The following is a 25494-nucleotide window of genomic DNA, read 5'->3' on the forward strand; positions in this document are numbered from 1 at the left end:
CCCGCGGCCGCTGTGAATGTTGTGCGCCGGTTTCCCGCCGCGGGGGCGGGCCGCGACGGAGCGGCGGAGGACGGACGTGAGTGCAGCGGAACTGATTCCGGCGCCGGGGGCCGTACGGACGCGCGGCGCCGCCTTCGCCCTCGACGAACGCACCGGGCTCGACGCCGGACCCGGCACCGAGGCGACGGCGCGCTGGCTGCGCGGCATCCTCGGCGCGGCGACGGGCCTGGCACTGCCCCCGGGCACGGGCCCGCACGGCGGGGCGATCCGGCTGCGCGTCGACGACACCGGGAGCCTCGGGCCGGAGGGCTACCGGCTGTCCGTCGACGAGGCCGGCGTCAGCGTGCACGGCGGCGGGCCGGCCGGTGTCTTCTGGGGTGCGCAGACGCTGCGCCAGCTGCTCGGCGCCGAGGCCTTCCGGCGCGCGCCCGTCACGCCCGGCCGGCGCTGGACGGTGCCCGGCGTGACCGTCGAGGACGCTCCCCGCTTCGGCTGGCGCGGCCTGCTGCTCGACGTCGCCCGGCACTTCCTGCCCAAGGACGGGGTGCTGCGGTACCTCGACCTGATGGCCGCGCACAAACTCAACGTCCTGCACTTCCATCTGACCGACGACCAGGGCTGGCGCGTCGAGATCCGGCGCTACCCGAAGCTGACGGAGACCGGCGCCTGGCGCTCGCGCACCAAGGTCGGCCACCGCGCCTCACCGCTGTGGGACGAGCGGCCCCACGGCGGCTTCTACACCCAGGACGACATCCGGGAGATCGTCGCCTACGCCGCCGAGCGGCATATCACCGTCGTCCCGGAGATCGACGTACCGGGACACTCGCAGGCCGCCATCGCCGCGTACCCGGAACTCGGCAACACCGACGTCATCGACACCACCGCCCTCTCCGTCTGGGACACCTGGGGGGTGAATCCCAACGTACTCGCCCCCACCGACAACACCCTGCGCTTCTACGAAGGGGTGCTGGAGGAGGTGCTGGAGCTCTTCCCCTCGGCCTTCGTCCACCTGGGCGGCGACGAGTGCCCCAAGGACCAGTGGCGGTCCTCGGCCGCCGCGCAGGCCCGCATCAAGGAACTCGGCCTGGCCGGCGAGGACGGGCTGCAGGCGTGGTTCATCGCCCACTTCGACCGGTGGCTGACCGAGCGCGGGCGACGGCTCATCGGCTGGGACGAGATCCTGGAGGGCGGCCTCGCGCCGGGCGCCGCCGTGTCGTCCTGGCGCGGCTACGGGGGCGGGATCGCCGCCGCCCGCGCCGGCCACGACGTCGTCATGTGCCCCGAGCAGTATGTGTACCTGGACCACCGTCAGGCGCCGGGCGAGGAGGAACCGGTGCCCATCGGCTTCGTGCGCACACTGGAGGACGCCTACCGCTTCGAACCCGTGCCGGCGCGGCTCACCGAGGACGAGGCCCGGCATGTGCTGGGCACACAGGCCAACCTCTGGTCGGAGGTGACGGAGGACCAGCAGCGCGTGGACTACCAGGTCTTCCCGCGCCTGGCCGCGTTCGCCGAGGTGGCCTGGAGCGCCCTGCCCGCGCCCGCGCAGCGCGACTTCGCGGGCTTCGAGCGCCGTATGGCCGCCCACTACCAGCGACTTGACGCGCTCGGCGTCGCCTACCGCCCGCCCACCGGACCGCGGCCGTGGCAGCGGCGGCCCGGTGTCCTCGGCCGCCCGATCGAGGGCACGCCGCCGGACAAGTAGCGCCCGCCGGCCGGACGGACGGCCGTCGCCCGGCGGTACGGACGGAGGTTTTCCACAGGCCCCGCGCCGCGCGAACAGGTAATGGCACAATCCCATCAGGGTCACCGAAGAGTGCCAATTAGCGCGCTTCGGTGAAGCCGTACGAAAACGGACGTTCTCGCCGGTGAGGTGGGCGAACGCCTCCTACCGGACCCGCGTCCTCGGCTGCACGGAAGATGTGCCAGAGTTGCCACGTCCGCCCTGTCAGCACGTACCGTACGGCGCAACAGGTGGGACCAGGTGGGGCAGCGGGAAGGGGCAGCCGGTTTTGACCACGCACGCACCGCAGGCGGCGCAGACCGTCACGCTGCCCACGACGCTGGACGAGGCCGTGGCGGCCCTGACCGCCATGCCCGCCGCCGTGCCGGTCGCGGGCGGCACCGACCTGATGACCGCCGTCAACTCCGGGCAGCTCAGGCCCGCCGGACTGGTCGGCCTGAACCGGATCAGCGAGATCCGCGGCTGGCAGTACCTGGACGGCCACGCCCTGCTCGGCGCCGGCCTCACGCACGCGCGCATGGGCCGCCCCGACTTCGCCGCCCTCATCCCGGCGCTGGCCGCCGCCGCCCGCGCCGCCGGCCCGCCGCACATCCGCAACGCCGGCACGCTCGGCGGCAACATCGCCTCCGCCGCCCCGACCGGCGACGCGCTGCCCGTATTGGCCGCGCTGGAGGCCACCCTGATCATCGCGGGCCCGGGCGGGGAGCGCCGGGAGATCCCGGTCTCGCACCTGCTGGCCGGGATGGACATGCTGCGCGCCGGTGAACTCATCGGCTACGTGCGCGTGCCGCTGCTGCACGCCCCCCAGGTCTTCCTGAAGGCGACCGGCCGCACCGGCCCCGGGCGCTCCGTCGCCTCCGTCGCGCTGGTCCTCGACCCCGCGCGCCGGGGCGTGCGCTGCGCGGTCGGCGCCATAGCGCCCATGCCGCTGCGGCCCCTGGAGGCCGAGCACTGGGTCGCCCAGCTCATCGACTGGGACAACAACCGCGCCATCGTCCCCGAGGCGCTGCAGGCCTTCGGCGAGTACGTCGCCGCGGCCTGCATCCCCGACCCGGTCCCGGAGGCGGACGGCTCCGTGGCGCAGCTGCCGCCCGCCGTACTGCACCTGCGGCGCACCGTCGCCGCGCTGGCCCGACGAGCACTGGGGAGGGCGTTGTCGTGACCGACGACCAGCACGGACCGGGCACCCCCCAGGGCGGCGGCCGCTGGGACCCGCTGCCCCAGGGCGACTACGACGACGGCGCGACCGCCTTCGTCGAGCTGCCTGAGGGCGGCATCGACGCGCTGCTGGCCGGCGACAGCCCGCTCGCCGCGCCCGGCCACGGCTACGTGCCGCCGCAGATAACGGTGGCCCCCGCCACGACCGCCGGCACCGACCCCGCCGCCACGGGCACCTGGAGCATGCCCGTGGACGGCGCGCAGTGGGGCACGCCGGCGCAGGGCGAGGCCTCGCAGCCGGGCGCGGACGACCGGTTCACCTACCAGCCCGGGGCGACCGGGCAGTGGAACTTCGAGGAGCACACGGGCGCGTACGGCGCCGGGGCCGCCGAGCAGGAGCCCGCGCCCGCCCCCGGGCACGACGTCACCGGGCAGTGGTCCATCCCCGTCGCCGGGGGCGACCTGCCGGACGAGTCCGGCGAGTACACCACGTCCGCGCTCGTCGAGCAGTGGGGCGGCACCCCGCCGGCCACCCTGCCCGGGGGCGCTCCCGCGCCCTGGGCGACCGGAGCACCGGGCCAGCCCTGGGACACCCCGCAGCCGGCCGCCGAGACGCCGGGCGAGCAGCCGCAGGCGCAGCCGGCGCACGGGGGCGACGCGGCCACCGGGCACGCGCACGACGCCGGTTACCCCCAAGCGCCGGACACCGGGCACTTCGCCGGGCACGGGGGCGAGTACGCCGCCCCCGCGGACGTCCCCGTGACGGACACCGCCGCGGCGGCCCCTGCCGAGACGGCCGGCGCTCCGGAGGCGTCCGCCGCTCCCGAGGCACCCGCCGACTCCGAGGCGCCGGGCGACGAGTCCGCGTCCGCCGCCGAAGCCCCGGACGACGAGGAACTTCCCGCGGAGGGCGCCCCCACCGCCGTACCCGAGCAGGAGCCGTACGCCGAAGAGGCGGCGCCCCAGGAGCCCGCGGTGTCGCCGGAGCGGCGGGAGACGCCGGAGCAGCAGGAGCAGGCCGAGAGCCCGGCGGACCCCTCCGGGGAGCCCGCCGCGCCCCAGGACGCCCCCGCCCCGCACGCGCCCGAGGCGTCCGCCCCGCACGACGAACGGCCCCTCGCCTCCTACACGCTGCGCGTCAACGGCACCGACCGGCCCGTCGGCGACGCCTGGATCGGCGAGTCGCTGCTGTACGTGCTGCGCGAGCGGCTCGGGCTCGCCGGAGCCAAGGACGGCTGCTCGCAGGGCGAGTGCGGCGCCTGCAACGTGCAGGTCGACGGCCGGCTCGTCGCCTCCTGCCTGGTGCCCGCGGTCACCGCCGCCGGCAGCGAGGTCCGCACCGTCGAGGGCCTCGCCCAGGACGGGCAGCCCTCCGACGTGCAGCGGGCGCTCGCCCGGTGCGGCGCGGTCCAGTGCGGCTTCTGCGTGCCCGGCATGGCGATGACCGTGCACGACCTGCTGGAGGGCAACCCGGCACCGACCGAACTGGAGGCCCGCCAGGCGCTGTGCGGCAACCTGTGCCGCTGCTCGGGCTACCGGGGCGTCCTGCGGGCCGTCCAGGAGGTCGTCGCCGAGCGTGAGGCACTGCGCGCGGGCGACGGTGAGACGGACGGCGACGAGCCGCGTATCCCGCACCAGGCGGGCCCGGGCGCCGGGGGAGTGCACCCGAGCGCGTTCGAGGCCGGCGGACACCCGGCCGCCTTCGGCGACCCCGGCGGCCCGCACGGGCACGACCAGCAGCCGTACGGACAGGGAGAGGACGGAGGCCAGGCGTGAGCAACGAAGCCGCCGCCGCGACCACCACCGCGGAGGCAGCACCCGCCCCCGAGCAGATCCCGCACGGCCTGGGCGCCTCCCTGCAGCCCGCCGACGCCCGCGCCAAGACCGAGGGGACCTTCCCGTACGCGGCCGACCTGTGGGCCGAGGGCCTGCTGTGGGCGGCCGTGCTGCGCTCCCCGCACCCGCACGCGCGCATCGTGTCCATCGACACCAGCCACGCGCACGAGATGCCCGGCGTGCGCGCCGTCGTCACCCACGAGGACGTCCCCGGCAGCCCGGTGTACGGCAGGGGCGCCGCCGACCGCCCGGTGTTCGCGGCCGACGTCGTACGCCACCACGGCGAGCCCATCGCGGCCGTCGCCGCCGACCACCCGGACACCGCCCGGATGGCCGCCGCGGCCGTCATCGTCGAGTACGAGGTGCTCGACCCGGTCACCGACCCCGAGCACGCCTTCGAGGCCGAGCCGCTGCACCCGGACGGCAACCTGATCCGGCACATCCCGCTGCGCCACGGCGACCCGGAGGCGCTCGGCGAGGTCGTCGTCGAGGGCCTGTACCGCATCGGCCGCCAGGACCCCGCCCCGATCGGCGCCGAGGCCGGCCTCGCCGTGCCCCGCCCCGACGGCGGTGTGGAGCTGTACACGGCGTCCACCGACCCGCACGCCGACCGCGACACCCTCGCCGCCTGCTTCGGCCTGGAGCCGGAGCGGGTGAAGGTCGTCGTCACCGGCGTGCCCGGCGCGACCGCCGACCGTGAGGACCAGGGCTTCCAGCTCCCGCTCGGCCTGCTGGCGCTGCGGACGGGCTGCCCGGTGAAGCTGACGGCGACGCGCGAAGAGTCCTTCCTGGGCCACACCCACCGGCACCCCACCCTGCTGCGGTACCGCCACCACGCGGACGCCGAGGGCAAGCTGGTGAAGGTCGAGGCGCAGATCCTGCTCGACGCGGGCGCGTACGCCGACACGTCCTCCGACGCCCTGGCCGCAGCGGTCTCCTTCGCCTGCGGCCCGTACGTCGTGCCGAACGCCTTCATCGAGGGCTGGGCCGTACGCACCAACAACCCGCCGTCGGGCCATGTGCGCGGCGAGGGCGCCATGCAGGTGTGCGCCGCCTACGAGGCGCAGATGGACAAGCTGGCGAAGAAGCTCGGCCTGGACCCGGCGGAGCTGCGCCTGCGCAACGTCATGGCCACCGGGGACGTGCTGCCGACGGGCCAGACCGTCACCTGCCCGGCGCCCGTCGCCGAACTCCTCCAGGCGGTACGGGACTTCCCCCTTCCGGAGCTGCCCAAGGACACTCCGGAGGAGGACTGGCTGCTGCCCGGCGGCCCCGAGGGCGCGGGCGAACCGGGCGCGGTGCGGCGCGGCGTGGGCTACGGCCTGGGCGTGGTGCACATGCTCGGCGCGGAGGGCGCCGACGAGGTGTCGACGGCGACCGTGAAGGTGCACGACGGGGTGGCGACCGTGCTGTGCGCGGCGGTGGAGACCGGACAGGGCTTCGCCACGCTGGCCCGGCAGATCGTGCAGGAGACCCTCGGCATCGACGAGGTGCACGTGGCGCCCGTCGACACCGACCAGCCCCCGGCGGGCCCGGGCTGCCGGGGCCGCCACACGTGGGTGTCGGGCGGCGCGGTCGAACGCGCGGCGAAGATGGTCCGCACCCAGCTCCTGCAGCCGCTGGCCCACAAGTTCGGCATGTCCACCGAACTGCTGCAGATCACCGACGGCAAGATCACGTCGTACGACGGCGTGCTGTCGACCACCGTCACCGAGGCGATGGACGGCAAGGAACTGTGGGCCACGGCCCAGTGCCGCCCGCACCCGACCGAACCGCTCGACGAGTCGGGCCAGGGCGACGCCTTCGTCGGCCTCGCCTTCTGCGCGATCCGCGCGGTGGTGGACGTCGACATCGAGCTCGGCTCGGTGCGCGTGGTGGAACTGGCCGTCGCCCAGGACGTGGGCCGGGTCCTCAACCCCGCGCAGCTCACCGCGCGGATCGAGGCGGGCGTCACGCAGGGCGTGGGCATCGCGCTGACGGAGAACCTGCGCACCCCGCGCGGCCTGATCCGCCACCCCGACCTCACCGGGTACGCGCTGCCGACAGCCCTGGACGCGCCCGACATCCGGATCGTCAAGCTGGTCGAGGAGCGGGACGTGGTCGCGCCGTTCGGCGCGAAGGCGGTCAGCGCGGTGCCGGTGGTGGCCTCACCGGCGGCCATCGCGTCGGCGGTGCGCGCCGCGACCGGCCGCCCGGTCAACCGCCTGCCGATCCGCCCGCAGGCTGCGGTGGTGAACAACTGACGGGTCCGTTGTCAGTGGTGGGGCGTAGTGTTCTGACCACGGGAGAGGCACAGCGCTTCTCCCGTACGGGGAAGCGCACGGGGGAAGCATGAGCACGCACACCATCACCGCAAGGGGGCCCGACACGACGTCCGGGCTGGCCCTGGACCTGCCGCCGCGGCTGCTGGACGAGGAGTTCGGCGCCGGGCGGATCGTCCGCTTCGAGGAGATCGACTTCCCGCGCACCCTCACGCACGAGCCGACCCGCCGCTTCCTGCGCGAGGTCGGCCTGCCGGAGGAAACCCCGTGGTTCCGGCTGGACCTGGACGTCCCGCTGGCCACGCTGGAGGAGTACGCCGTGCACGAGCTGCGGTCGCCCCTCCCCCTGCCGCCGGGCGCGTCCCGACTGGTACGCCTCGGCGAGGCCGCGGAGGGCACGAGCCTGACGCTCGACGGCACGACGGGCGCGGTCCTGTCGTGGCCGGGCCCGGGCACGGCACCCCAGCCCCTGAAGGCCGACGTCTCCGGCCTGGCGTTCCTGCTGTGGCTGGCCCACCACCGCAGCGCACGCGCGCTCGGCGACATGGGCGAGCCGGTGGCGCTGGCGCCGTAGGGGAGCGGCACGCCCGCCCGGACAACAGAAATGGGTGGCACGGCCCCGCGTGCCACCCCTTCCCGCACCCGCCGCGGCCCGTGAGGCCGCGACGGATCAACCCAGAGGCCGTGGCGGGAATTGAACCCGCGTAACTCGCTTTGCAGGCGAGTCCCTGAACCACTCGGGCACACGGCCGGGTCGGTCGGAGCTTTCGGGCTCCGTGCCGAACTCGGTGAGATGACCGTACGGCCGGGGAGAAGTGGGGCTCAAGGGAAACGGGGGTGGTGCAACGCGACTGCCATACCGCGTTCATGAAGGGAGGGTGCGACAGGGGCCAAAGCCGGTTGCGGGCCTTACCCTGGCGACCATGACCGCCCTCGAACCGCACGACAGCGACGTCGTACACGACCAGGCCGCCGACGAGGCGGGCACGGGGACGCAGGGTTCCCACGAGACCGTGCTGAGCCGGTCCTACCGGGCCCTGAGCATCGGGATCGTCTCCGTCATCGTCCTGATCGCCTTCGAGGCCACCGCCGTGGGCACGGCGATGCCGGTCGCGGCGCGGGAGTTGAACGGGGTGTCGCTGTACGCGTTCGCGTTCTCCGGGTACTTCACGACCAGTCTGTTCGGCATGGTGCTGGCCGGGCAGTGGTCCGACCGGCGGGGGCCGCTGGGGGCCCTCACGTGCGGGATCGGTGCCTTCGGGGCCGGGCTGCTGTTGTCGGGGACGGCGGGGGCGATGTGGCTGTTCATCGCCGGGCGGGCCGTTCAGGGGCTCGGTGGCGGGCTGGTCATCGTCGCGCTGTACGTGGTCGTGGGGCGGGCGTATCCCGAGCCGTTGCGGCCGGCGATCATGGCGGCGTTCGCGGCGGGCTGGGTGGTGCCGTCCGTCGTCGGCCCGCTGGCGGCCGGCGCGGTGACCGAACACCTCGGATGGCGCTGGGTGTTCGTCTGCATCCCCGTGCTCGTCGTCGTCCCGCTGGCGCTCGCGCTGCCGCAGATACGGCTGCGGGCGTCCGGGCCGGTGGAGAGCGGCGCCGACGCTCCGGGGCGCGAAGGCGCCGGACGCGCGGCCGACCGCCGCCGCCTGCGGCTCGCGCTCGGCATCTCCGCCGGCGCCGGGCTGCTCCAGTACGCCGCCCAGGACCTGCGCCCGCTGTCCCTGCTGCCCGGCGCCGCAGGCGTCGCGCTGCTCGTGCCCTCGGTGCTGGGGCTGCTGCCCCGCGGCACCTACCGTGCCGCCCGCGGGCTGCCGTCGGTCGTGCTGCTGCGCGGCATCGCGGCCGGGTCGTTCATCGCCGCCGAGTCGTTCGTCCCGCTGATGCTGGTCACCCAGCGCGGGCTCGCCCCGACCCTCGCCGGGTTGTCGCTCGCCGCGGGCGGCGCGACCTGGGCGCTGGGCTCCTGGGTGCAGTCCCGGCCCCGGGTGGAGCCGTACCGGGAGCGGCTGATGACCCTCGGCATGGTGCTGGTCGCCGCCGCGATCGCCGCCGCGCCGAGCGTACTGATCGAGGCGGTGCCGGTGTGGACGGTCGCCGTCGCCTGGGGCTTCGGCTGCTTCGGGATGGGCCTGGTGATCTCCTCCACCAGCGTGCTGCTGCTCCAGCTGTCCGCGCCCGAGGAGGCCGGCGCCAACTCCGCCGCGCTGCAGATCTCCGACGGCCTGTCCAACGCGCTGCTCCTCGCCGCCGGCGGGGCGGCTTTCGCCTCCCTGGGCGGCGGCACGGTGAGCCATACGGTGACCCGGGCAGCGGGGGCCGGGACCCACCCGGCCGCCTTCGCCGCGGTGTTCCTGCCGATGGCGGGGGTGGCGCTGGTGGGCGCCTGGGTGACGAGACGGCTGCGGGAGCGATGAGGGGGGAGGGGGCGTGCCGTGTCCGGTTGTCCGGACGAGGGGGTGGCGGGTCGGTCTCCGGTCGTTCGCACGAGGGGGCGGCGTGCCGTGTCCAGGTCGTCCGGACAGGGGCGGCGTGCCGTAATCCTGTCGCCCCGGGGTGAACCCCGTTCGTAGCCTTCCGGCATGGACGAGCTGACCTTGGCCCTCGATCCCGCCCTGCGCGAGGCCCTCGACGATCTCGCGGACGCGACCGGGCGGCGGCCGGAGGAGGTCGCGCGGGAGGCCGTGCGCCGGTACGTCGGTGAGGAGGCCGCGCGGGTGCGGGCCGCCGCCGAGCGGCTCGCCGGGGCCCACGCCGAGCTGCTGCGGAGGCTGGGCGAATGACCGCGCACCCGAGCCCGGCCGGCACCCGGCACCTCGCCGTCGCCGAGGTCACCGCGCTCGCCGCGGTCGCCTTCGGGGGACGGGCGCCCGAGGCGCGGGAGGCCGGGCTGCTCGCGTCCGCGGTGCACCGACCCCGGGCGCGGATGTTCGGCACCCCGGCCTACGACGACCTGTACGAGCAGGCCGCCGCGCTGCTGCACGCGCTCGCCGCGAACCACCCCCTCGTCGACGGCAACAAGCGCACCGCCTGGCTGGCCGCGGCCACCTTCCTCGTCGTCAACGGGGTCGATCTCGCGGGCTGCGACCAGGACGTGGCGTATGACCTGGTCATCGACGTGGCCTCGGGCGAGGAGAGTGACGTGGGGGCGATCGCGGGACGGCTGAGGGCGCTGTGACGTGAGTCCCACCCGTGGGCGACCCGGCCTCGTCCGGGCGTCCGCGCCGGGTCGGCGCCGGTAGGGTGGCCCGGTTGTCATACGTAGCCGAGCCGCCCGACCTTGATCCCGGAGACCGTGACTACCACCGCCAGCACCAGTTCCGCGCACTCGCACCACCTGTCGCCCGCGTTCCCCGGCCGCGCCCCCTGGGGCACCGCCAGCAAGCTGCGTGCCTGGCAGCAGGGGGCGATGGAGAAGTACATCCAGGAGCAGCCGCGTGACTTCCTGGCAGTCGCCACCCCCGGCGCAGGCAAGACGACCTTCGCCCTGACGCTGGCGTCCTGGCTGCTGCACCACCACGTCGTGCAGCAGGTGACCGTCGTCGCCCCCACCGAGCACCTGAAGAAGCAGTGGGCCGAGGCGGCCGCCCGGATAGGCATCAAGCTGGACCCGGAGTACTCCGCCGGACCGCTCGGCAAGGAGTACCACGGCGTCGCCGTCACCTACGCCGGCGTCGGTGTGCGGCCCATGCTGCACCGCAACCGCTCCGAGCAGCGCAAGACCCTCGTCATCCTGGACGAGATCCACCACGCCGGTGACTCCAAGTCCTGGGGCGAGGCGTGCCTGGAGGCCTTCGAGCCGGCGACCCGGCGCCTGGCGCTGACCGGTACGCCGTTCCGGTCCGACACCAACCCCATCCCCTTCGTGACGTACGAGGAGGGGGCGGACGGCATCCGGCGGTCGTCGGCGGACTACACCTACGGGTACGGCTCCGCGCTCGCCGACGGCGTCGTGCGGCCGGTCATCTTCCTCTCCTACAGCGGCAACATGCGCTGGCGCACCAAGGCCGGCGACGAGATCGAGGCCCGCCTCGGCGAGCCGATGACCAAGGACGCCATCAGCCAGGCCTGGCGCACCGCGCTGGACCCGCGCGGCGAGTGGATGCCGTCCGTGCTGCGCGCCGCCGACCAGCGCCTCACCGAGGTCAGGAAGGCGATCCCGGACGCCGGTGCCCTCGTCATCGCCTCCGACCAGGACTCCGCCCGCGCCTACGCCAAGCTGATCCGTGAGATCACCGGCCACAAGGCGACTCTCGTACTTTCCGACGACGCCGGTGCCTCGAAGCGGATCGACGACTTCAGCGCGAGCGACGACCGCTGGATGGTCGCCGTCCGCATGGTGTCCGAGGGCGTCGACGTGCCGCGCCTGGCGGTCGGCGTGTACGCCACCACCATCTCCACGCCGCTGTTCTTCGCGCAGGCCGTCGGCCGTTTCGTACGGTCGCGGCGGCGCGGCGAGACCGCGTCCGTGTTCCTGCCGACCGTGCCCGACCTGCTCTCCTTCGCCAACGAGATGGAGCGCGAGCGCGACCACGTCCTCGACAAGCCGAAGAAGGACGGCGAGGAGGACCCCTACGCCGAGGAGGACAAGCTCCTCCAGGAGGCGGAGCGGCAGCAGGACGAGGACACCGGCGAGCAGGACATGCTGCCCTTCGAGGCGCTGGAGTCCGACGCCGTCTTCGACCGGGTGATGTACAACGGCGCCGAGTTCGGCATGCAGGCCCACCCCGGCAGCGAGGAGGAGCAGGACTACCTCGGCATCCCCGGACTGCTGGAGCCCGACCAGGTGCAGATGCTGCTGCAGAAGCGGCAGGCCAAGCAGATCGCGCACAGCAGGAAGAAGCCGGCCGAGGAGGCCGACCTGCTGGAAATGCCCGCCGAGCGGCGGCCGGTGGTCACGCACAAGGAGCTGATGGAGCTGCGCCGCCAGCTCAACACGATGGTCGGCGCCTACGTCCATCAGAGCGGCAAGCCGCACGGCGTCATCCACACCGAGCTGCGCCGGGTGTGCGGCGGCCCGCCCAGCGCCGAGGCGACGGCGGGGCAGCTGCGGCAGCGGATCGCCAAGGTGCAGGAGTGGGCGACGCGGATGAAGTGACGCCCCGCGGGGCGTCTTCGAGGGTCGGCGCGTGCCGAACGTATCGGGACAAACACAGGTAGTCCGTATCGGCCGTTGCCCGGATTCTGGACGGAGCCTTCCGCTGAGCGAACCTGCTTCGCTACTGTCCCGCTACGCACACGCCCCGTGGCAGCGCCGCCGCGGAGCGCAGCCGTGAAGCGACTTGAGTCCGGAACGACCCGGACCGTCACCGATCGGCGGCCTTCGTTGCGCGTCGCCGACGGGACTCGGTGACGCATCCGTCCCTGTGGAGGCCCGCCGACCTCACCACTTGGAGGAGTGGGCGTCGTGACCGCGGAGACCTCTCAGACGCTCGACCGAGGACTGCGGGTCCTCAAGCTGCTGGCCGACACGGACCATGGGCTGACCGTCACCGAGCTTTCCCACAAACTGGGTGTGAACCGGACCGTTGTGTACCGGTTGCTCGCCACGCTGGAACAGCACGCCCTCGTACGACGGGACCTGGGCGGCCGCGCGAGGGTGGGCCTGGGCGTCCTGCGCCTGGGCCGCCAGGTGCACCCGCTGGTGCGGGAGGCGGCACTGCCGGCGCTGCGTTCGCTGGCGGAGGACATAGGCGCGACCGCGCATCTGACGCTGGTGGACGGAACGGAGGCGTTGGCCGTCGCGGTCGTGGAGCCGTCGTGGACGGACTACCACGTGGCGTACCGGGCCGGGTTCCGCCATCCGCTGGACCGGGGGGCCGCCGGCCGCGCGATCCTCTCGGCCCGGCAGAACCCGCTGGGCGAGCCCGGGTACACGCTCACCCACGGGGAGCTGGAGGCGGGCGCGAGCGGGGCGGCGGCGCCGCTGGTCGGGGTGACCGGCGTGGAGGGCAGCGTGGGCGTGGTCATGCTCGCCGACGCCGTACCCGAACGGGTCGGCCCCCGAGTGGTGGACGCGGCACGGGAGGTGGCCGAGGCCCTGAGGTGACCGGGGCACGGACGTGACCGGGGACGCGGGACGGCGTTCCCCGGGGTGCCGGGGTGCCGGGGTGCCGGGGTGCCGGGGTGCCGGGGTGCCGGGGTGCCGGGGTGCCGGGGTGCCGGGGTGCCGGGCCCGGGAGCCGCGAACCGGGAGCCCGGGGCCCGGAGGCCCCGAAGCCTGGGCGCCGGCAGCCCGGCGGCCGGGAAGCCCGGGGCCGAGAGCCCGCGGGCCGGGGGCCGGGGGCGCGGGACGGGCTTCCCCGGGCACCGGGACTGCTAACCGGGAAACCCGGGGCCTGGAGGCCCCCGGAGCTTGGGAGCCGGGCGCCGGAAGCCCGGCGGCCGAGAGCTGGGGGCGCGGGACGAAGTTCCCCAGGAGTCAGGAGCCAGGAGCCCGGGGCCCGGAGGTCCGGGAGCCCGGAGCCCGAGGCCCGGGGTCCGGGGTCCGGGGTCCGGTGGGCCGGTGGCCGGGCGGCAGCCGGGTGTCCGGGGGGCGTTAGATTGGCTTTGTGTTCTCTCGCCTCACACGCCCCCAGGCCCTCGCCGTCTGCGCGCTGCCCGTCGTGGCCCTGCTCGCCACGGCGGCGTTCGCGCCGTTGCCGTTCTCGGTGGCGCAGCCGGGCGACACGGCGAACGTCCTCGGTGACCACAAGGGCACGCCGGTCATCACGATCACCGGGGCGCCGACCCGGAAGACCAGCGGTCAGCTGCGGATGACGACCATCGTGGCGACCGGCCCCGACGCCAGCGTCTCGCTCGGTGACGTCGTCGACGGCTGGTTCGCCACCGACCGGGCGATCATGCCGCGCGACGCGGTCTACCCGAGCGGGGAGAGCGTCAAGGAGGTCGAGCGGCACAACCTCGCGCAGATGGAGGAGTCGCAGGACGCGGCGACCAAGGCCGCGCTCGGCTATCTCCACCTCAGCGACAAGAAGGTCAAGGTCGATCTGAAGCTGGCGGACATCGGCGGCCCCAGCGCCGGGCTGCTGTTCACCCTCGGCATCATCGACAAGCTCGACGGCGACGGCAGCGGCGGCGACCTCACCGGCGGCCGCACCATCGCCGGCACCGGCACCATCGACGCCGACGGCAAGGTCGGCGCGGTGGGCGGTGTGGGGCTGAAGACCCAGGCCGCCCGCCGGGACGGGGCGACCGTCTTCCTCGTACCGAGGGCGGAGTGCTCCGACGCCAAGGGCGAGCTGCCCAAGGGGCTGCGGCTGATCCCGGTCACCACGCTCAAGAGCGCGGTGGACGCCCTGGTCGCCCTGGAGAAGGGCAAGGGCTCCGTCCCCAGCTGCTAGGCGGGGCCGGGCGTGGCCAGACGCAGGCCCACCTCCACGAGGGTCCAGCCGAGGCGGGCGCGCAGTTCCCGCCGGGGCTGCGGCGAGGGCTCGGGCGCGATGTGGCGGTGCGCCTCCGCCTGCGAGATGCGCTGGCGGTGCAGGACGAGGTGCGTGTGCGGATCGAGCATCGGAGCCTCTCTCAGTCCGTGATGAACGGGAAGACGTGCGTGTGGACGCGGACGTGCTCGGCGTCGGGGGACTCGTCCTGGTCCCGGTAGCCCTCGATCAACTCGTGCATCTTCGCGATGAGTTCGGCCGCGCGAGCGGGGCCCAGCCGGAGCGTGAAGTCGCTCATGTCAGTGGCGTGCGACCAGGCCGGCAGCCAGTCCTCCCGGGTGGCCACCCAGGTGGACACTTCCCGGGCGTGCGTGGCGCCGATCTCGTGCAGATAGGTGTCCGCCGCTCCCCGGGTGTCCGGGTCGGTCGAGTGGAGCAGGTTCTCGTCGAAGCTGACTCCCTCGGCGACGGCCCGCCACCAGCGCTCCCGTCCCTTGCCGTGCTCGGGGGCGTCCTCCACGAACCCGTGCGCGGCGAGCTGCCGCAGGTGGTAGCTGGTGGCCCCGCTGGACTCGCCCAGCCGCCCGGCGAGCTGGGAGGCGGTGGCCGGGCCGTGCAGGCGCAGCGCGCGGAGCAGCTGCATGCGCAGGGGATGGGCGAGCCCGCGCAGTGAACGGGCGTCGAGCGTACGGACGTTGCGGTGTTCAGGCTCGGGCATGCGTACAAAGGTAGCGTTGCAAAGACCTCTTTGCAACGGCTTCTTTGTAACTCGCCCCGGCTCAACTCGCCCCGGCTCAACTCATCCCGGCCCGACCCGCCCCGCACAACCCGCCGCAACCGCCCCCTACTTCACCAGCCCCTCCTTCTTCATCCAGTCCAGCGCCACCTGATGCGGGTCCTCCCCGTCCACGTCCACCTTCGCGTTCAGCTGCTGGGCCACCTTGTTGTCGAGGCGTTCCGTCAGCGGGGCCAGGACCTGGGCGATGGCCGGCCACTTCTTGAAGGTGCCGGTGTTGATCTCGGGGGCGGCGTTGTAGTTGGGGAAGAACTTCTTGTCGTCGTCCATCACCACCAGGTTCATGGACCGGATCCGCCCGTCGGTGGTGAACACCTCGCCGTAGGTGCAACTGCCCTTCGCCGTCTGGGTGTAGATGATCCCGGTGTCCATCTGCGTGACGTTCTTCGCCGGGATGTCCATCCCGTACTTCTTCTCCATCCCCGGCAGCCCGTCCGCCCGGTTGGCGAACTCGCCCTCCACGCACAGCGTCACCGCCCCCGGGTCCTTCTTCGCCAGCGCCGCCACGTCCGACAGGGTCCGCGTGCCGTACTTCTTGTGCGCGTCCTGGTTCATCGCCAGCGCGTAGGTGTTGTTCAGCCGGGACGGGGGCAGCCAGGTCAGCCCCTCCTTCACGTCGGCGTCCTTCACCGCCTGCCACTGCTGCCGCGGATCGGGGATGGGCGTGCTGTGGCCCTGGTAGGTGATCCACGCGGTGCCCGTGTACTCGTACATGGCGTCCGCGTCGCCGTTCTTCACCGCCTCCCGGCCGCCGATGGAGCCCTGGATGCCGGTGCGGTCCACGACGTGCGCGCCGGCCGCCTGGAAGGCGATGCCCATCATCGCGCCGTGGATCAGGCTCTCCGTGAACGACTTCGACGTGACCGTCAGATCCGCCCCCTTGAGCGGCTCGCCCTGGCCGATCAGGCCGGGTTTGACGTCGTCGCTCATCGGGGAGCCGCTGGTCAGCCCGCAGCCGACCGCGGCGAGCAGCACGCAGACCGGCCATGCGCGGGCGCGGAGGCGTCGTGTCACGTGCCCACCTCCAGCCCCCGCGGTTTGAGCAGCAGCTCGGCGAGCGAGGCCAGCCAGTCCACCAGCAGGGCGAGGGAGACGGTGAGGATCGAGCCCAGGATCAGCACCGGCATCCGCTGGGTGGTGATCCCGGTCGTGATGAGGGTGCCCAGGCCACCGCCCCCACCGAACACGGCCAGCGTAGCCGTGCCGACGTTCAGCACGAGCGCCGTGCGCACCCCGGCCAGGATCAGCGGCACCCCCAGCGGCAGCTCCACCCGCAGCAGCACCCCGAGCGGGGACATCCCGATGCCCCGGGCGGCCTCCAGCAGCATCGGGTCGTTGGCTCTCAGGCCCGCGATCGTGTTGGACAGCACCGGCAGGATGGCGTAGGCGATCATGCCGATCAGGGCGGACCGGCGGCCGATGCCCAGCCAGATCACCAGCAGCGCCAGCAGACCGATCGCCGGGGTGGCCTGCCCCATGTTGGCGAACGTCATCGCCACCGGCGTGGCCCGGCGGAAGGCCGGGCGGGTCAGCAGGATGCCCAGCGGGATCGCGATGATCAGCACGAAGAAGGTGGAGATCACCGTCAGCTGCACGTGCTGCCACAGCGCCTTGGAGACCTGGCCGCCGGACAGGGCGTTGGTGGAGATCCGGTCCAGGTCGGCCTGCTCGAACCACAGCCAGGTCGCCAGCAGCACGGCGACCAGGAACGCGGGCAGGAAGGTGAGCTTCTGCCAGGTCACCCGCCGGTGCGGGGCGGGCCGGGGCGGCGCCGGCGCCTCCTCCTCGTCGAGCCGGTCCGCACCGCTGCCGAGGTCGCTCATGCCTTCTTCCCCCCTGGCTCGCCCTCCTGTTCCGCGTGCGTCTGCGCCGACCGGGCCACCTCCAGCTCGTGCTGGTGCTCGATGGCCTCAAGACGGTCGGCCTCCAGCAGCTCGTGCACGGAGTTCATCAGCGTCTCCATGTCGACGACCCCCGTGTAGGCGCCGTACCGCCCGGTCACCGCGACCCGCCCGGCGCTGTCGGTGAGCACCGCCTCCAGCGCGTCGCGCAGGGTCGCGTCCCGGGTCACCGTGTCGCTGACCAGCGTCCCCGCCCGCGCCAGCGAGCCCTTGGCCCGCATCAGGTCGCCGCGCCGCAGCCACTTGTAGGGGCGGCGGCGCTTGTCGAGCAGCAGGATCTCGTTGGTGCCGCTGGAGCGCAGCAGGCCGAAGATCTGCTGCAGCGGGGTGTCCACGGTGACCGTCGGATAGTCGGTGATCTCCACATCGCGTACGCGGGTCAGGTTCAGCCGCTTCAGGGCCGCCCCGGCGCCGACGAACCCGGAGACGAAGTCGTCGGCGGGGTTGGTCAGGATCGCCTCCGGGGTGTCGAACTGGGCGATGTGCGAGCGCTCGCGCAGCACCGCGATGCGGTCGCCGAGCTTGATGGCCTCGTCGAAGTCGTGGGTGACGAAGACGATCGTCTTGTGCAGCTCGTGCTGGAGCCGGATCAGCTCGTCCTGGAGGTGGTCGCGGGTGATCGGGTCGACCGCGCCGAACGGCTCGTCCATCAGCAGCACCGGCGGATCGGCGGCCAGCGCGCGGGCCACGCCGACGCGCTGCTGCTGCCCGCCGGACAGCTGGCGCGGATAGCGGCCGTGGAACTCGCCGGGGTCCAGCCCGACCAGGTCCAGCAGCTCCTCCACCCGGGAGCGGATCCGGGACCTGGACCAGCCGACCATCCTCGGCACCAGCGCGATGTTCTGGGCGACGGTCATGTGCGGGAACAGGCCCGCCGACTGGATGGCGTAGCCGACCTTGCGGCGCAGCTTCACCGGGTCCATGTCGGTGACGTCCTCGCCGTTGATGCGGATGCGCCCGCCGGTCGGCTCGATCAGCCGGTTGATCATCTTCAGGGTCGTCGACTTGCCGCAGCCCGAGGGGCCGACGAAGATCACGGTCTCGCCGGCCTTGATCTCCATGCTGACGTTGTCGACGGCCGGTGCGGCACTGCCCGGGTAGCGCTTGGTGAGGTTCTCCAGCTCGATGGCCGCCCCCGCGACGGAAGCCCCCGAGGCGCGGGACACGTCAGGCACGTCAGGCACGGATCCCCCTGGGGATGGTCAGCCGTCCGATCAGGACGTACGCGGCGTCGAACAGCAGGGCGAGCACGATGATCCCGAGCGTGCCCGCGAGCACCTGGTTCAGGGCGTTCTTGCTGCCCAGCGAGGCCAGCCCGCGGAAGATCTCGTTGCCGAGCCCGGGCCCGGAGGCGTAGGCGGCGACGGCCGCGATGCCCATCAGCATCTGGGTCGCCACCCGGATGCCGGTCAGGATCGGCGGCCAGGCCAGCGGCAGCTCCACCCGCACCAGCCGCATCGGCCCGGACATGCCGATGCCGCGCGCCGCGTCCACCAGCGCCGGATCGACACCGCGCAGGCCCACGATGCAGTTGCGGACGACCGGCAGCAGTCCGTACAGCGTCAGCGAGATCACCGTTGGCGGCACACCCAGGCCCACGACCGGGATCAGCAGACCGATCATGGCGAGGGAGGGGATGGTGAGGAGGGTGGCCGTGGTGAGCGTGGCCAGGTTGCCGGCCCAGCCGCTGCGGTAGGTCGCGACCCCGATGAGCACGCCCAGCGCGGTCGCCAGGACCATGCACTGGAAGACCACGCTGGCGTGTTGCCAGGCGTCGGTGAGCAGCTGCTGGTGGCGCGTGCCGAGGTACTCCCAGAAGTTCACCCGGCCTCACCTCGCCCCACTGACGGCTACACGGAACGCTCCCGGTCCTCCGCCGCCTGCTGCACCAGCGGGATGATCCGCAGCGGCACGGGGTTCTCCATGACGATCGCGGTGGAGGCCCGGACGATGCCATCAAAACCGACGACCCGGTCGATCACCCGCTGGAGATCGGCGTTGGAGCGGGCCACCAGCCGGCACATCATGTCCCCGGTGCCGGTCGTGGTGTGCAGCTCCAGCACCTCCGGCACGGTCGCCAAGTGGGCGCGTACATCGGCCCCTTGGCCCTGCCGGATCTGCAGCGTGGCGAACGCGGTGACCGGGTAGCCGAGGGCCGCCGGGTCCACCTCGGGGCCGAATCCGCGGATGACTCCGTTCGACTGAAGCCGGTCCAGCCGGGCCTGCACCGTCCCGCGTGCCACACCGAGCCGCCGGGACATCTCCAGCACCCCGATGCGCGGTTCCTGCGCGAGCAGCACGATGATCCGGCCGTCCAGGTGATCGATCGCCACAGCAGCCTCCCAGGGGTGGGCATCCTGTACAGAAAGGCCGTAGGTACGGCCGTATCGCTGAGCAGATTGCCCAGTGAACACGCAAACTATTGCGCACCTTGCAGAGCGGGGCCAGGCTTCGGCTATGACGCAGACCACACACCACACTCCCGACACCGCCCGGCAGGCCGACCCCTTCCCGGTCAAGGGAATGGACGCGGTCGTCTTCGCCGTGGGCAACGCCAAGCAGGCCGCGCACTACTACTCCACCGCCTTCGGCATGCAGCTGGTCGCCTACTCCGGACCGGAGAACGGCAGCCGCGAGACCGCTTCGTACGTGCTGGAGAACGGCTCCGCGCGGTTCGTGTTCACCTCGGTGATCAAGCCCGCCACCGCCTGGGGGCACTTCCTCGCCCAGCACGTGGCCGAGCACGGCGACGGCGTCATCGACCTCGCCATCGAGGTGCCGGACGCGCGCGCCGCGTACGCCTACGCCGTCGAGCAGGGCGCGAAGAGCGTCGCCGAGCCGTACGAGCTGAAGGACGAGCACGGCACCGTCGTCCTCGCCGCCATCGCCACCTATGGCGAGACCCGCCACACCCTCGTCGACCGCAGCGGCTACGACGGCCCCTACCTGCCGGGCTACGTCGCCGCCAAGCCGATCGTCGAGCCGCCCGCCCAGCGCACCTTCCAGGCCATCGACCACTGCGTGGGCAACGTCGAGCTCGGCAAGATGAACGAGTGGGTCGGCTTCTACAACAAGGTCATGGGCTTCACGAACATGAAGGAGTTCGTGGGCGACGACATCGCCACCGAGTACTCGGCGCTGATGTCGAAGGTCGTCGCCGACGGCACGCTCAAGGTCAAGTTCCCGATCAACGAGCCCGCCATCGCCAAGAAGAAGTCCCAGATCGACGAGTACCTGGAGTTCTACGGCGGTGCCGGCGTCCAGCACATCGCCCTGAACACCGGCGACATCGTGCAGACCGTGCGCACCATGCGCGCGGCCGGCGTGGAGTTCCTCGACACCCCCGACTCCTACTACGACACGCTGGGGGAGTGGGTCGGCGAGACCCGGGTGCCGATCGACACCCTGCGCGAGCTGAAGATCCTCGCCGACCGTGACGAGGACGGCTATCTGCTGCAGATCTTCACCAAGCCGGTCCAGGACAAGCCGACCGTCTTCTTCGAGATCATCGAGCGGCACGGCTCCATGGGCTTCGGCAAGGGCAACTTCAAGGCGCTGTTCGAGGCGATCGAGCGCGAGCAGGAGCGGCGCGGCAACCTCTGAGCTCCGCTCGCCGGCCAGGTCAACGGTTCGTTCGTCTTTGTCCGCGGCGCCGTTGTGGCTGGTCGCGCGGTTCCCCGCGCCCCTTTGGGGCGCGGGGTCTCAACTCGGGATCTTGGTCTGTGGGGGTTCGCCCAGTGCGGCCAGGGCGCTTCGGGCCTCCTGCGCGTCCAGGGGGGAGAAGTACGGGTTGATCCGCAGGGCCTCCTGGAGGTGGCGGCGGGCCGGGCCCGTCTGGCCCAGGGACTTCTCGATCATGCCCCGGTGGAAGGCGTACGGCGCGCTGCGCACCGTACCGCCGTGCTCCCGGTCCGTGGCGGCCACCGCGAACCTCAGCGCCTCCCGGTCCTGGCCCGCCCGGTGCAGCGCCCAGCCCAGCGCGTCGGCCACCTCGATGCCGGGCTGGCGCTGCCACTCGGCGCGCAGCAGCCGCACCGCCTCCACGGCGTCCCCGTGGTCGGCCTCCAGCCGGCCGAGCACCAGCGCGTCGTCCACCCCGCCCGACTCCTCCAGCCGGACCCGCTCACGCAGCAGGTCGTACTGCACCCGGGCCGGCTGGGCGAGCCCCAGCGAGTCGTACAACTCGCCCAGCTCCAGCGCGTAGGCCGGCAGCGGCTGCCGCTCCAGCGCCACCCGGTACGCGCTCAGCGCCTCCGAGGTGCGCCCAAGCGCCGCCAGCGCCCGCCCCTGCCCGGCCTGGCCCGCCCGCTGGTCCGGGTCCAGCCGCACCGCCTCGCTGAAGTGCCGCAGCGCCACCTCCGGCTCCCCGCGCTCGAACGCCAGCTGCCCCGCCCGCTCCAGATACGCCGCCTGCTCGGACGGGTTCCGCGCGGCCGCCGCCGCGTCCGCCAGCGCCGCCGCCGCGTCCTCCCGCCAGCCGCGGTCCCGGAACACCCCCGCGGCCCGCGCCCGCACCGCCGGACCGGAGTGCAACGCCGTCAGCCGGTCCAGGGCCCGCCCTGCCGCCTTGTAGTCGCCGACCCCGGTGCACGCGTCGATCAGCGGCCCGTACGCCGTCCACCGCTTCGGCTGGGCCTTCAGCGCCTCCTCGGCGTAGCCGCGCGCCGCCCGGAAGTCCCGCCGCGCGTTCGCCAGCACCGCGAGCCCCTCCAGCGCCTCGGCGTTGCCCCGCTCCCGCACGGTGAGCGAGGTGCGCAGCGCCCGCTCCGCCTTCGGGAACGCGCCCGCCGCGTCCGCCGTGCGGCGGCCCTGCTCCACATAGGCGGTGCCCAGCACCGCCCACGCCGCCGCGTCCTTGGGACGGGTGCGCAGATACGCCTCCCGCTCGGCGATCAGCGCGTCCAGATCGGGCAGCGCCGCCGGCACCCCGGCGCGCACCGCGGCCTGCGCCTGCGCCCCCGCGGCCGGCTGCGGCGGCCGTCGCACGGGCTCCCCGCCGGGCCGCAGCACCAGCACCGCCCCGCCGAGCACGAGCGCGCCCGCGAGCGAGGCGAGCAGCACCCGGACCGGCCACCGGCGACGCGCGGGCGCGGCTTCCTCGACCCTCTCCCGGTTCCTGCTGCCGTGGTTGTCCATGGCGCTCACTGTGCGCCAGCACCCCCGCCGCCCACGGCATACGGCAGCCGCCGTCCACAGGGGTTCACACCGATGGCCCCCGGGTGCGAACCTGTGATCATGAGCCGTATCGAAGCGCCTCGCGACGAGCACACGGGCAACCTCCTGGACCGGCTTCTGTCGTATCTGCCCGCCGAGGCGGTCCTCACGGACCCCGACGTCACGGCCTCCTACGCCAACGACATGGCGAGCTTCTGCCCGGCCGGCACCCCGGCCGTGGTGGTCCTTCCGCGCACGGTCGAGCAGGTGCAGCACGTCATGCGCACCGCCACCGAACTGCGCGTCCCGGTCGTCCCGCAGGGCGCCCGCACCGGCCTGTCCGGCGGCGCCAACGCCACCGACGGCTGCATCGTGCTGTCCCTGACCAAGATGGACCGCATCCTGGAGATCAGCCCCGTCGACCGGGTCGCCGTCGTCGAACCGGGCGTGATCAACGCGACGCTCTCCCGCGCGGTGGACGAGTACGGCCTGTACTACCCGCCGGACCCGTCCAGTTGGGAGATGTGCACCATCGGCGGGAACATCGGCACCGCCTCCGGCGGCCTGTGCTGCGTGAAGTACGGCGTCACCGCCGAGTACGTGCTCGGCCTGGACGTCGTCCTCGCCGACGGCCGCCTGATGTCCACCGGCCGCCGTACCGCCAAGGGGGTCGCGGGATACGACCTGACCCGCCTGTTCGTCGGCTCCGAGGGCTCGCTCGGCATCGTCGTCCGGGCCGTCCTCGCGCTCAAGCCGAAGCCGCCCGCGCAGCTGGTGCTGGCCGCGGAGTTCGCCTCGGCGGCCGCCGCCTGTGACGCGGTGTGCCGGATCATGGAGGCCGGACACGTGCCGTCACTCCTCGAACTGATGGACCGTACAACGGTCAAGGCGGTCAACGACCTCGCCCACATGGGCCTGCCCGAGACGACGGAGGCGCTGCTGCTGGCCGCCTTCGACACCCCCGCCCCGGCCGCCGACCTCGCGGCCGTCGGCGCGCTGTGCGAGGCCGCCGGCGCCACCCAGGTCGTCCCGGCCGAGGACGCCGCCGAGTCGGAACTGCTGCTCCAGGCCCGCCGGCTGTCCCTGACGGCACTGGAGGCGGTCAAGGGCACGACCATGATCGACGACGTGTGCGTGCCCCGCTCCCGGCTCGGGGACATGCTGGAGGGCGTCGAGCGCATCGCCGAGAAGTACAACCTGACCATCGGGGTCTGCGCCCACGCCGGCGACGGCAACACCCACCCCACCGTCTGCTTCGACGCCGCCGACCCCGACGAGTCCCGGCGCGCTCGCGAGTCGTTCGACGAGATCATGGCCCTCGGCCTGCAACTCGGCGGCACGATCACCGGCGAGCACGGCGTGGGCGTCCTGAAGAAGGAGTGGCTGGCGCGCGAGATCGGCCCCGTGGGCGTGGAGATGCAGCGGGCCGTCAAGCAGGTCTTCGACCCGCTGGGCATCCTCAACCCCACGAAGCTCTTCTGACCGCTTCCTCCCGGACGCCTCACTGGGCGAGCAACTGGTCGAGCGCGTCGTCGATCCCCAGCTGCTCGCCCTCCGTCCCCGGCGGCACCACCCGCAGCGTGCGCTCCAGCCACGCCGACACCTGGGCGGCGGGCGCCTCCAGCAGGGCGTCCCCGTCCGGCGAGCTGAGCGCCATCAGCACGACGCCGCGCCCGTCGACCTTCGTCGGCCACACCCGCACGTCCCCGTGCCCGCACGGCCGGAACACCCCCTCCACCAGCAGCTCCCGCGCGAACGTCCAGTGCACCGGGCACTCGGAGTTGATGTGGAAGGCGATGTGCACGGCGTAGGGGTCGTCGGTGCGGTAGGCCAGCCGGGCCGGTACGGGGATGCCGCGTTCCGGCGACAGGATCAGCCGCAGCTCCAGTTCGCGTTCCACGACGGTGTGCGTCACGTGCGTTCCTCTCGGTCGTAGGCCCCACGGTGGGCCCGCGGGAGGTGAGAGGGGGCCGGGCCGGAAGCATTACGCGGGTTCGGAGAATTTTTTTCCGAGGCGGTGAAGGAACGGGTGCGGCGTTGCCCGGAAAGGGGTGGGTCCGGCGGGAGAGGCGGTGGCGCTCGCGCTCGTCTGATAGATGTGGAGGCCGCCATACGACCCCCTCGACAGATACGGGACGACGGACATGAGCGCCCCAACCCCGGCCCCCGGCGACGACCGGCCCCGCGAAGGCTATTACCCGGACCCGTCCATCCCCGGATACGTCCGCTACTGGAACGGCGCCGCCTGGATCCCGGGCACCAGCCGCCCCGCACCGACGGACGGCGAACAGCTCCCGCCCCCGCCGGGCGCCCACCCGGCGACCGCGCCGGCCGCGGTCGAGGAGACCGGGCCGCACTTCTTCGACGAGGACCCGCAGCCGGAGGCCAACCCGGCGGCCGATCAGGGCGGTTCGGCGCCGGCGGGTGCCGGGCAGGGCGGTGCGGTGCAGGGTCCGGTGGCGGGCGGAGCCGGGCAGGGCGCTCCTGGTGGTCCTGTGCAGGGGCCCGTCGGTTCCGCGCCGGGCCCTTCCGCCTCCGGTGCCGCGCCGCAGGGCGGCTGGCCGCAGCCGGCGTCCGCGTGGGGTGCCGACCGGTCCCAGCAGTCCGGCTTCGGCGGCGACCAGGACCGGCGCGTGTCGTGGGGCGCGGCCCCGGGCACCGACCCCCGGGTCCCGGCCGAGCGGCGCACCTACAGCCCGGCCGACGCGGCGCCGGGTGCCGCCGCGGGCTCCGGTGACGTGCCCTCCGACGGCACGTTCGTCTTCCGGCGCCCGACCGGCGGGGCGGACGCGGGCAAGGGCGCGGCCGGAACCCCGGGCGCCCCGGCGGGCGGTGCCGGCGGCCGGGCCGGCGCGGGCCGCGGCCGCGACTCGGACGAGGGCACCATGACGTTCCGCGCGGTCCCCCCGCGCGCCGGCACGGCCTCCGCGCCGGGCGGTGCCGCGCCGCAGGGTCCCCAGGCGCCGCAGGGTGCGCAGACCACGCCGAGTGCGCAGGGTCCGCAGGCCCCGCTGCCCGGTTCCCAGCAGGCCGCCCCTACGGCCACCCCGGGCGCCCAGGCCGCAACCCCCGGCGCCCAGGCCGGCCCGCAGGCCGCAGCCCCCGGCGCCCCGGCCTCCGCCACCGCCGCCCCGCCCGGCGTCCCGCACCAGGCCGCCGCACCGCAGCCGGCGCCCGTTGCCTCCGCCCCCCCTCTCCACGCCCCTCACCACCGGCCCCGGTGGCGGTCAGGCCTCCTGGGCCCAGCAGGTGCACCAGCTGGCCGGGG

At 73.6% G+C, this 25494-nt stretch carries 23 protein-coding genes and 1 tRNA gene; 14 read left to right on the forward strand and 10 right to left on the reverse strand.

What is annotated here, in order from left to right; all coding sequences use genetic code 11:
• Positions 1-16 precede the first annotated feature (16 nt).
• From C3489_RS24850 to C3489_RS24870, 5 genes are all read left to right on the forward strand, one after another.
• A complete protein-coding gene (locus C3489_RS24850; RefSeq protein ID WP_103784277.1) occupies positions 17-1705 on the forward strand; it encodes a beta-N-acetylhexosaminidase in 1689 nt (562 codons plus the stop codon).
• A gap of 307 nt (positions 1706-2012) precedes the next feature.
• Positions 2013-2906 (forward strand): xanthine dehydrogenase family protein subunit M, encoded by an 894-nt coding sequence (locus tag C3489_RS24855; RefSeq protein ID WP_103784278.1) that lies wholly within the window; start codon positions 2013-2015, stop codon positions 2904-2906.
• Positions 2903-4678, forward strand: a complete 1776-nt coding sequence (locus C3489_RS24860; RefSeq protein ID WP_103784279.1) for a 2Fe-2S iron-sulfur cluster-binding protein — start codon at positions 2903-2905, stop codon at positions 4676-4678. The genes C3489_RS24855 and C3489_RS24860 overlap by 4 nt, the downstream gene beginning before the upstream one ends.
• Positions 4675-6981 (forward strand): xanthine dehydrogenase family protein molybdopterin-binding subunit, encoded by a 2307-nt coding sequence (locus tag C3489_RS24865; RefSeq protein WP_103784280.1) that lies wholly within the window; start codon positions 4675-4677, stop codon positions 6979-6981. The genes C3489_RS24860 and C3489_RS24865 overlap by 4 nt, the downstream gene beginning before the upstream one ends.
• Positions 6982-7069: 88 nt before the next feature.
• Complete coding sequence (locus C3489_RS24870) at positions 7070-7573, forward strand: SUKH-4 family immunity protein (protein WP_103784281.1); 504 nt, start codon at positions 7070-7072, stop codon at positions 7571-7573.
• A 105-nt stretch (positions 7574-7678) separates the two neighbouring features.
• Here the strand turns inward: C3489_RS24870 and C3489_RS24875 are convergent.
• A tRNA-Cys gene (locus C3489_RS24875) sits at positions 7679-7750 on the reverse strand.
• 172 nt (positions 7751-7922) lie between these two features.
• Between C3489_RS24875 and C3489_RS24880 the strand changes: the two genes are divergently transcribed.
• The 6 genes from C3489_RS24880 to C3489_RS24905 all read left to right on the forward strand — a co-directional run bounded on the left by C3489_RS24880 (position 7923) and on the right by C3489_RS24905 (position 14336).
• A complete protein-coding gene (locus tag C3489_RS24880) occupies positions 7923-9410 on the forward strand; it encodes an MFS transporter (RefSeq protein ID WP_103784282.1) in 1488 nt (495 codons plus the stop codon).
• 165 nt (positions 9411-9575) lie between these two features.
• Entirely contained in the window at positions 9576-9776 is a 201-nt protein-coding gene (locus tag C3489_RS24885) for a hypothetical protein (protein WP_103784283.1), read from the forward strand.
• Positions 9773-10171, forward strand: coding sequence for a type II toxin-antitoxin system death-on-curing family toxin (locus tag C3489_RS24890; RefSeq protein ID WP_103784284.1), 399 nt, complete (start codon positions 9773-9775; stop codon positions 10169-10171). The genes C3489_RS24885 and C3489_RS24890 overlap by 4 nt, the downstream gene beginning before the upstream one ends.
• A gap of 117 nt (positions 10172-10288) precedes the next feature.
• The gene (locus C3489_RS24895) at positions 10289-12091 is read left to right on the forward strand and encodes a DEAD/DEAH box helicase (RefSeq protein WP_103784297.1); all 1803 of its coding nucleotides are present in this window, start codon (positions 10289-10291) and stop codon (positions 12089-12091) included.
• A 309-nt stretch (positions 12092-12400) separates the two neighbouring features.
• Positions 12401-13042, forward strand: coding sequence for an IclR family transcriptional regulator (locus C3489_RS24900; RefSeq protein ID WP_103784285.1), 642 nt, complete (start codon positions 12401-12403; stop codon positions 13040-13042).
• Positions 13043-13544: 502 nt separating this feature from the next.
• Positions 13545-14336, forward strand: a complete 792-nt coding sequence (locus C3489_RS24905; protein ID WP_103784286.1) for a S16 family serine protease — start codon at positions 13545-13547, stop codon at positions 14334-14336.
• Here the strand turns inward: C3489_RS24905 and C3489_RS38790 are convergent.
• The 7 genes from C3489_RS38790 to C3489_RS24935 form a co-directional block, all read right to left on the reverse strand.
• Entirely contained in the window at positions 14333-14506 is a 174-nt protein-coding gene (locus tag C3489_RS38790; RefSeq protein ID WP_181139829.1) for a hypothetical protein, read from the reverse strand. The genes C3489_RS24905 and C3489_RS38790 overlap by 4 nt on opposite strands.
• Before the next feature lie 11 nt (positions 14507-14517).
• Complete coding sequence (locus C3489_RS24910) at positions 14518-15093, reverse strand: transcriptional regulator (RefSeq protein ID WP_103784287.1); 576 nt, start codon at positions 15091-15093, stop codon at positions 14518-14520.
• A gap of 126 nt (positions 15094-15219) precedes the next feature.
• Positions 15220-16101, reverse strand: coding sequence for a glycine betaine ABC transporter substrate-binding protein (locus C3489_RS24915; protein WP_103784298.1), 882 nt, complete (start codon positions 16099-16101; stop codon positions 15220-15222).
• A gap of 80 nt (positions 16102-16181) precedes the next feature.
• Positions 16182-16994 carry an ABC transporter permease gene (locus C3489_RS24920; protein ID WP_103784288.1) on the reverse strand — a complete coding sequence of 271 codons (813 nt, stop codon included), beginning with the start codon at positions 16992-16994 and terminating at the stop codon, positions 16182-16184.
• Positions 16991-18256: a betaine/proline/choline family ABC transporter ATP-binding protein gene (locus C3489_RS24925; protein WP_374936777.1), complete on the reverse strand. Its 1266-nt coding sequence runs from the start codon at positions 18254-18256 to the stop codon at positions 16991-16993. The genes C3489_RS24920 and C3489_RS24925 overlap by 4 nt, the downstream gene beginning before the upstream one ends.
• Complete coding sequence (locus C3489_RS24930; RefSeq protein WP_103784289.1) at positions 18249-18896, reverse strand: ABC transporter permease; 648 nt, start codon at positions 18894-18896, stop codon at positions 18249-18251. Before C3489_RS24930 ends, C3489_RS24925 begins: the two co-directional genes overlap by 8 nt.
• 26 nt (positions 18897-18922) lie before the next feature.
• Complete coding sequence (locus C3489_RS24935) at positions 18923-19405, reverse strand: Lrp/AsnC family transcriptional regulator (RefSeq protein WP_103784290.1); 483 nt, start codon at positions 19403-19405, stop codon at positions 18923-18925.
• A gap of 124 nt (positions 19406-19529) precedes the next feature.
• Here C3489_RS24935 and hppD point away from each other — a divergent pair, with 124 nt between their 5' ends.
• Positions 19530-20675 (forward strand): 4-hydroxyphenylpyruvate dioxygenase, encoded by a 1146-nt coding sequence (gene hppD / locus C3489_RS24940; RefSeq protein WP_103784291.1) that lies wholly within the window; start codon positions 19530-19532, stop codon positions 20673-20675.
• A gap of 99 nt (positions 20676-20774) precedes the next feature.
• Here hppD and C3489_RS24945 read toward each other — a convergent pair whose 3' ends face one another.
• Positions 20775-22208 (reverse strand): lipopolysaccharide assembly protein LapB, encoded by a 1434-nt coding sequence (locus C3489_RS24945; protein WP_103784292.1) that lies wholly within the window; start codon positions 22206-22208, stop codon positions 20775-20777.
• Positions 22209-22301: 93 nt separating this feature from the next.
• On the opposite strand from C3489_RS24945, the gene C3489_RS24950 reads away from it, so the two are divergent.
• Complete coding sequence (locus tag C3489_RS24950) at positions 22302-23708, forward strand: FAD-binding oxidoreductase (RefSeq protein ID WP_103784293.1); 1407 nt, start codon at positions 22302-22304, stop codon at positions 23706-23708.
• A 19-nt stretch (positions 23709-23727) separates the two neighbouring features.
• Here the strand turns inward: C3489_RS24950 and C3489_RS24955 are convergent, their stop codons facing one another.
• Positions 23728-24141, reverse strand: a complete 414-nt coding sequence (locus C3489_RS24955) for an SsgA family sporulation/cell division regulator (protein WP_103784294.1) — start codon at positions 24139-24141, stop codon at positions 23728-23730.
• Between the two features lie 229 nt (positions 24142-24370).
• Here C3489_RS24955 and C3489_RS24960 point away from each other — a divergent pair.
• A partial coding sequence (locus tag C3489_RS24960; RefSeq protein WP_146075348.1) for a DUF2510 domain-containing protein occupies positions 24371-25494 on the forward strand: 1124 nt, incomplete at its 3' end.

The sequence above is a fragment of the Streptomyces sp. Ru71 genome, assembly GCF_002920535.1.
GTDB lineage: Bacteria > Actinomycetota > Actinomycetes > Streptomycetales > Streptomycetaceae > Streptomyces.